At 62.6% G+C, this 6,983-nt stretch carries 5 protein-coding genes; 3 read left to right on the top strand and 2 right to left on the bottom strand.

From position 1 onward, the window contains the following. Nucleotides 1-378: 378 nt before the first annotated feature. On the top strand, nucleotides 379-2,409 hold the full coding sequence (locus tag OQE62_RS19015) for an NADPH-dependent 2,4-dienoyl-CoA reductase (RefSeq protein ID WP_265723626.1): 2,031 nt from the start codon (nucleotides 379-381) through the stop codon (nucleotides 2,407-2,409). A 22-nt stretch (nucleotides 2,410-2,431) separates the two neighbouring features. Further along, the gene (locus tag OQE62_RS19010; protein WP_265723625.1) at nucleotides 2,432-2,995 is read left to right on the top strand and encodes a cysteine hydrolase family protein; all 564 of its coding nucleotides are present in this window, start codon (nucleotides 2,432-2,434) and stop codon (nucleotides 2,993-2,995) included. 197 nt (nucleotides 2,996-3,192) lie between these two features. Here OQE62_RS19010 and OQE62_RS19005 read toward each other — a convergent pair whose 3' ends face one another. Then, on the bottom strand, nucleotides 3,193-4,395 hold the full coding sequence (locus tag OQE62_RS19005; protein WP_265723624.1) for an MFS transporter: 1,203 nt from the start codon (nucleotides 4,393-4,395) through the stop codon (nucleotides 3,193-3,195). Nucleotides 4,396-4,977: 582 nt separating this feature from the next. Next, complete coding sequence (locus OQE62_RS19000; RefSeq protein ID WP_265723623.1) at nucleotides 4,978-5,151, bottom strand: hypothetical protein; 174 nt, start codon at nucleotides 5,149-5,151, stop codon at nucleotides 4,978-4,980. A 173-nt stretch (nucleotides 5,152-5,324) separates the two neighbouring features. On the opposite strand from OQE62_RS19000, the gene OQE62_RS18995 reads away from it, so the two are divergent. Further along, nucleotides 5,325-6,884 carry a carboxylesterase/lipase family protein gene (locus OQE62_RS18995; protein ID WP_265723622.1) on the top strand — a complete coding sequence of 520 codons (1,560 nt, stop codon included), beginning with the start codon at nucleotides 5,325-5,327 and terminating at the stop codon, nucleotides 6,882-6,884. Nucleotides 6,885-6,983 lie beyond the last annotated feature (99 nt).

Here is a 6,983-nt window from a genome sequence, read left to right as displayed (position 1 = left end):
AGCCAGAGCCCAAGGACAGATACAAGGGTGCGCCCTGCGCACCGGCCGGCCTAGTGAAACAGCTCGTTCAGAACACTGAAGTTGATGTGAAGGCCCTGATGCCGGGAGCACCTTGTGGGACTGTCTGCGAGAGGGACCTCGCAGACAAGCCTCCAGGGATGGATTCACGGCGTGTCCCACAAGGTGCTCCCGGCAGCAGGGCCGCCCCTGAGCAACCTTACCAGCATCAAGAGGCAAGCTAAGGAGTTCGCCCCTACGATAAACAGGCCAAAGAATTCGGCCGGATCGGTCACTGCCAGGCCGCGCCCGCCCTTGCTATTCTCCATCGCAAATAATATGCACATAGTTGCATATAGAAACCAGAGACGGAGAGACGCCATGTCCCAAGCCTACCCCCACCTGCTGGCCCCGCTGGACCTGGGCTTCACTACCCTGAAAAACCGCGTGCTGATGGGCTCCATGCACACCAACCTCGAGGAGCACGAGGGCGGATTCGGCCGGCTGGCGGCTTTCTACGGCGAGCGCGTCCGCGGCGGTGTGGGCCTGATCGTGACCGGCGGCATTGCGCCCAACGAGGAGGGCGGCGTATTCATGGGCTCCGCCAAGATGACCACCGCGGAAGAGGCGCAACAGCACCGACAGATCACCGACGCGGTACACGCAGAAGACGGCAAGATCTGCATGCAGATTCTGCACGCCGGCCGCTACGCCTATAACCAGGACCTGGTGGCGCCGTCCGCGATACAGGCACCGATCAACCCGTTTACCCCGCGGGAGCTGACCGGTGAAGAAATCGAGGGCCAGATCGACGACTATGTGCGCTGCGCCACCCTAGCCCGCGAGGCCGGTTACGACGGCGTCGAGATCATGGGTTCCGAGGGTTACTTCATCAACCAGTTCATCGTTTCGCGCACCAACAAGCGCACCGACGACTGGGGCGGCAGTTTCGAAAACCGCATCCGCCTGCCGATCGAAATAGTGCGCCGCGTGCGCGAGGCCGTGGGCGAGGATTTCATCATCATCTACCGGCTGTCCATGCTCGACCTGGTGGAGGACGGCAGCACCTTCGACGAAGTGGTGACACTGGGCCAGGCCATCGAAAAAGCCGGTGCCACCATCATCAACACCGGTATCGGCTGGCACGAAGCGCGGGTGCCCACCATCGTCACCAGCGTGCCCCGCGCCGCCTTTACCGAAATCACGCTCAAGGTGAAACAGCACCTGAAGGTGCCGGTAGTGACCAGCAACCGCATCAATATGCCCCAGGTGGGCGAGGATGTGCTGGCGGCCGGCCACGCCGACATGGTCTCCATGGCGCGGCCCTTCCTGGCCGATGCCGAGTTCGTCAACAAGGCGGCGCAAAACCGTGCGGACGAAATCAATACCTGCATCGGCTGCAACCAGGCCTGCCTGGACCACACTTTCGAACTGAAACTCACCTCCTGCCTGGTCAACCCCCGCGCCTGCCACGAAACGGAACTGCAATACCTGCCGTCTGAAACCGAAAAAAACATCGCCGTGGTCGGCGCCGGCCCCGCCGGCCTCGCCGCCGCCACCGTGGCCGCCGAGCGCGGCCACCGGGTGACCCTGTTCGAAGCGGACGACCGCGTCGGCGGCCAGTTCAATATCGCCAAGCAGATTCCCGGCAAGGCGGAGTTCGAGGAAACCCTGCGCTACTTCAAGCGCCGGCTGGAAATCACCGGCGTCGAGGTCAGGCTGAATCACCGCGCCGCCGCCGGCGAACTGAGCGCCTTCGACGAAGTGATCATCGCCGCCGGTATCGAACCGCGCACGCCGCCGATTCCCGGCATCGGGCACGAAAAAGTGCTGAGCTACCTGGATGTACTCAAGCACAGAAAACCGGTGGGCCGCAGCGTGGCGATTATCGGCGCCGGCGGTATCGGCTTCGACGTGGCAGAATACCTGACCCATGAAGTGGACGACGCGCGGGAATTGATCGCCACGGAAAAAAGCGAATTTTTCCGGGAGTGGGGCGTGGATATCCAACTGGAAAACCGCGCCGGCCTGAAACCGCCGGCACCGGTAACGGCACCGCGCCAGGTCACCCTGCTGCAGCGCAAGACCTCCAAGGTGGGCGCCGGCCTGGGCAAGACCACCGGCTGGGTACACCGCAACAGCCTCAGGCACCGCAATGTGCAGATGCTGCCCGGCGCCAGCTATGAAAAAATCGACGATAGCGGCCTGCATATCCGCATCGGCGACGAGACACAACTGCTGGAAGTGGATAACATCGTGATCTGCGCCGGCCAGGAACCGGCCCGGGCACTGTACAATACGCTGCAGGAATCCGATGTAACCGCCCACCTGATCGGCGGCGCCGACGAGGCCGCCGAGCTGGATGCCAAGCGGGCCATCGACCAGGGCTCGCGCCTGGCGGCGAAAATCTGAAGGCAACAACGGGAGGGCGCCGATGACAGAGACAGAAAATCCGGCGCTTCTGGTGATCGATGTGCAGCGAGCCATCGATCACTTCTCCCGACACGGTCGCAACAACCCGGACGCCGAACAGCGTATCGCGGGCCTGCTGGCCCACTGGCGCGACCGGCAATGGCCGATAGTGCACATCCGCCACTCCTCCCGCTTTCCGGAATCCCCCTATCACGCGGACGGCCCGCACTTCGCCTTCAAAGCCGAAGTTGCACCGGCGGCCGGGGAGACAGTGGTGACCAAGCGGGAAAACTGCGCCTTTATCGACACCGATCTGGATTCGACTCTCCGCAGACTGGGGATTACCGAGCTTGTCGCAACCGGTGTGGTAACCAATCACTCGGTGGCTGCCACGGTCAAAGCCGGCGCGGCGCTGGGTTACCGCATTCTGCTGCCGGAGGATACGACAGCGGCTTTCGGTATGACGCTGCGGAATGGCGAATCGATCGAGGCAGAACAATTACAACAGGTTTTCCTGAGCAACCTGGACGGCGAATATGCCCGGGTCTGCCACAGCCGGGATCTGGTTTCATCGCAAGACGGGTAAAGCAAAGGGTTTCGTTCGATGCCCTCTTGGGAAAGGGGAGCTATGTAAGCCGCACCGAATTTATTCCCGCCCCATACCAGTCCCCTCTCCCTCCGGGAGAGGGTTAGGGAGAGGGCGGCTCATCGAAGCCCCTCTCCCCGCTCGTCCACAAAAAAGGCCCCTTACGGGGCCAAACAGGGATTGACTGATTACCTCAATCAGGAGGCCGCAGGCGCTTCGACCATCGGCATATCCTCCACCGGCTGCCACGCCGGCCGGGACAGCCGCGGAGTCAGCCGGTAGAGCAGGAAGACCACGCCGCAAAGGCTGAACATCAACCAGTAGAGCGCCGGCCCGCTCCACCACTGGATCACGATACCGCCAACCAACGGCGCCGCCGACCAGCCCAGCGAGTAGAAAGACGAAGCGCCGAAATAACTGCCGCGCAGGTGGTCCGGCGCCATCCGGTCTATCTGCACACTCATGGTCGGGAAGAGTATCGCCTCCGCCAAGCTCACCACGAAGGTGGCGCCCATCCAGCCGGCGAACCAGTCCAGCGGATTGGTGGCAAACCACACCTGCCCCACTGCCAGGATCGCCAGGCCAGTGAAGATGCGACCATTCACATCGACGCCGCGCATCAACTGCAGCAGTGGAAACTGCAACAGTACGATGGTCAGCGCATTGACCAGGATCATCGCCGAGATCAGCTGCACCAGTGCCGGCGCCTGGGCCCGGGTCAGGTACTGCACCAGGCTCGAATCCATCTGCGCGTAGATGAACAGCGTCAGCACATTGGCGAGGATCACCACCAGGAATACATGGTCGTTTTTCAACACCGACAGAGTGCCGCGGAAACTGGCGCCGGCATCGCGGCGCCGATGGGCGACCCGCCCGCTTTCCGTGCCGGCAAATCCCCACAGAAACCCCACGCACAGCAGCAGGTAACTCAGCGCCGTCAGGCCGAAGGTCGACTGCTGGGCATTCAGGCCCGCTGCCACACCGACAATCGGTCCCGCAGCCGCACCCACATTGATCAGGAAATAGCGGAACTGCAGCGCCAGTTCGCGGCTCTGCCTGTTTCGGACCAGGTCGCCGATCAGCGCACTCGCCGGCGGCTCCCAGATAGAGCGGCCGATGGAGCAGAGTGTCATCGCCAGGATAAACACCGGCAGTGTCTGCGCGAAGGCCAGCAGTACGAAGGCGAAACCGTTGATGGCGGTACCGGTGAGCAGGATATTGCGGCGGCCGCAGCGATCCGAGAGCGCGCCCACGTAGAAACCCAGCAGCGCCGCCCCCACGGCGGACGCACTGAGAATGAGACCGATCTCCGCCGCACCCAGCTGGAACTTTTCATAGAGCAGGATCGCCAGAAACGGCCACACCATAAAATAGGTGCCGCGGCCGAAAAAACTGCCCAACAGAATTACCCAGACCAGGGGCGGAAATCCATGCAACCGTTGCCACCACTGCCTGTCCATCGTCGATTACTCCTTGTCGATTGTTACTGACTCAAGTTTCGGGGTTCAGTTCAGGGAGCTGGAACGGGGTGCGCCTTTCTGGGACACGCCGTGTATACATCCCTGTAGGCTTGTCTANAACCGTTGCCACCACTGCCTGTCCATCGTCGATTACTCCTTGTCGATTGTTACTGACTCAAGTTTCGGGGTTCAGTTCAGGGAGCTGGAACGGGGTGCGCCTTTCTGGGACACGCCGTGTATACATCCCTGTAGGCTTGTCTACGAGGTCCCTCTCGCAGACAGTCCCAGAAAGGCGCACCCCGCTCCAGCTTGTGCCACCCGCGGGTACCACGAACTCCGAAACTTGAGTTTCTGAGTTCATAGCGGGTTTCAAAACCCGGGGATTGCGGCGAAAGCCCGCCTCTGGCTCCGCACAAAAACCGCCGGAAAACCGGCAAAAAAAAACCCGGAAGGCCAGCCTTCCGGGTTTTTTCGGGAGGAAGGCTCTGTCACCTTCCATCGCCTATAGCCATGTCGGGTGTACTAGGTCATCGCGGTGCTCACCGGGCGTTTTACGTAAACGGTGCGCATGGAGCAGCCGGGTTTCCGGGTCATTGCCACCATATGGACACCATGCGACAGGCGTACGGACGCCAGCAGCAGTCGCTGCAGCGCGGAACTCAGTCGCAGTGAAACAGGGTGTAGGAGGCAGTTCATCGGAAACTTTCTCTGATTGACACTATGTCGCTAATACTATCTCAGCGCTGCCTGTTTGCAAGGGCGAGCGAGAAAAATTTTCCGTTTTTTTCCTCCGCGGGAGCAGGCTGCGGGGAAAGACGGCCGGCTATACTGGCAACGGAAAGGAACGTTGGAAAGGATTCTTCAGCGCAATGACCGGCGACGCAAACACCAACCATCACCGGAGCATACAACGGACCCAGATTTATCGGACGCCAACGGGGCCCATTTCCGGCAGGGTGGATCCGGAAACCGGCGTGGAGAGTTTCCTCGGTATCCCCTACGCCGGCCCGCCGGTGGGAGCGCTTCGCTGGCAACCACCCCAACCCCTGCCTCCCTGGCGTTCGCCCCACCGCGCGGAAACCATCGGTATGCCCGCCGCGCAACCGCCTTCCTCCCTGTTCGAGGTGACCGGCCCCAACGGCGAAACGCCGGAGGGGGAAGACTGTCTCTACCTGAATATCTATGCGCCGCCCGCCAGCGGGAAAAAGTGCAACCTGCCGGTGATGCTCTGGATACACGGCGGCTCTTTCTATATGGGCGCCGGCTCCCAGGAGATCTACAACGGCCGCCATCTCGCCGCCAGCGGCCGGGCCATCGTCGTGACCTTCAACTACCGCCTCGGCGCGCTGGGTTTTCTGCGCCTCGCCGATATCAGCGACATCCCGGCGAGCGGCAACGAGGCCCTGCTGGACCAGATAGCGGCGCTGGAGTGGGTGCGGGAAAATATCCCCGCCTTCGGCGGGGACCCGGACAACATCACCCTCTTCGGTGAATCCGCCGGCGCCATGTGCATCGCCGCACTGCTGGCCGCCCCGCGCTGCCGCGGCCTGTTCCGGCGCGTCATCGTGCAGAGCGGCAATCCCTGCGCCCTGCATTCCCCCGACAGGGCCAACGATCTCGCCCGCGCCTTTCTCGACTATCTCGGCGAATCCCCGCGGGAGGCCTCGACGCGGTCGCTGCTGCGGGCACAGCAGGCTGTGCTGTCCGATCCCCGCATGGAACAGAACTGGGGGCAACTGCCATTCAAGCCGGTGCTGGACGGGAAACTGCTGCTCACCGATCCCCTGACCGCGCTGCAGGGCGGCAGCGGTGCGGAGGTATCCCTGATGCTCGGCAACAACCTGGACGAGTGGAATCTGTTCAGCGCCACGGATGCCGAGAGCATGACACTGGACGACGCGCGGATACGCGCGCGCCTGGAGTGGCTGCTGCCGCAGGACGCACTCGACCCGCTGCTGGAACACTACTACCGGCGAGCCAGCTACCTGACGGACAACCCCTGGCCGGAATGGAGCCGAGCCTGGAACCTGATGCTGACGGATATGGTCTTTACCCTCCCGGGTATCCGGCTGCTCAAGGCCCACTGCGGCAGGCGCTACCACTACCAGTTCGCGCAGCCGCTGGCGGCCCAGCCGCTGCTGGGCGCCTGCCACGCGGTGGAACTGGGCTATGTGTTCGGCACACACGGCGAGGAGACGCTGCAACCTCTCTACGGCGGCGAAACCGAAGCGCACCATCTCAGCGAATCCATACGCGAGGCCTGGCTGAACTTTGCCGAGTGCGGCGATCCCGGTGAGGGCTGGCCGGCATTTTCCGACGGCCACAGCAGGCGCTTCGGCAATCATCCCGAGGAGCGCCCTTTCGATGCGGAAGCCCTGTCGCAGTTGTGGCAACATGTGCCCGATGACATCCTGAAGCGATATCTGTAACGCGTAGGATGCGCCGTGCGCACCGGCCGTGCCGCGAACTCGGGACGGTACCAACCGGTGCGCAGGGCGCACCCTTGTATCTGTCCTTGGGCTCTGGCT

The sequence above is a fragment of the Microbulbifer halophilus genome (genome assembly GCF_026183675.1).
Taxonomy (GTDB): Bacteria; Pseudomonadota; Gammaproteobacteria; order Pseudomonadales; family Cellvibrionaceae; genus Microbulbifer; species Microbulbifer halophilus.
Note: the sequence above shows the minus strand (reverse complement) of the source record. Positions and strands in the feature narration are given on the sequence as shown.

Excerpts from the sequence above, each read along its gene's own strand:
- OQE62_RS19015 (WP_265723626.1), top strand. The coding sequence starts at position 379 with ATGTCCCAAGCCTACCCCCACCTGCTGGCCCCGCTGGACCTGGGCTTC.
- OQE62_RS19010 (WP_265723625.1), top strand. The coding sequence starts at position 2,432 with ATGACAGAGACAGAAAATCCGGCGCTTCTGGTGATCGATGTGCAGCGA.
- OQE62_RS19000 (WP_265723623.1), bottom strand. The coding sequence starts at position 5,151 with ATGAACTGCCTCCTACACCCTGTTTCACTGCGACTGAGTTCCGCGCTG.
- OQE62_RS18995 (WP_265723622.1), top strand. The coding sequence starts at position 5,325 with ATGACCGGCGACGCAAACACCAACCATCACCGGAGCATACAACGGACC.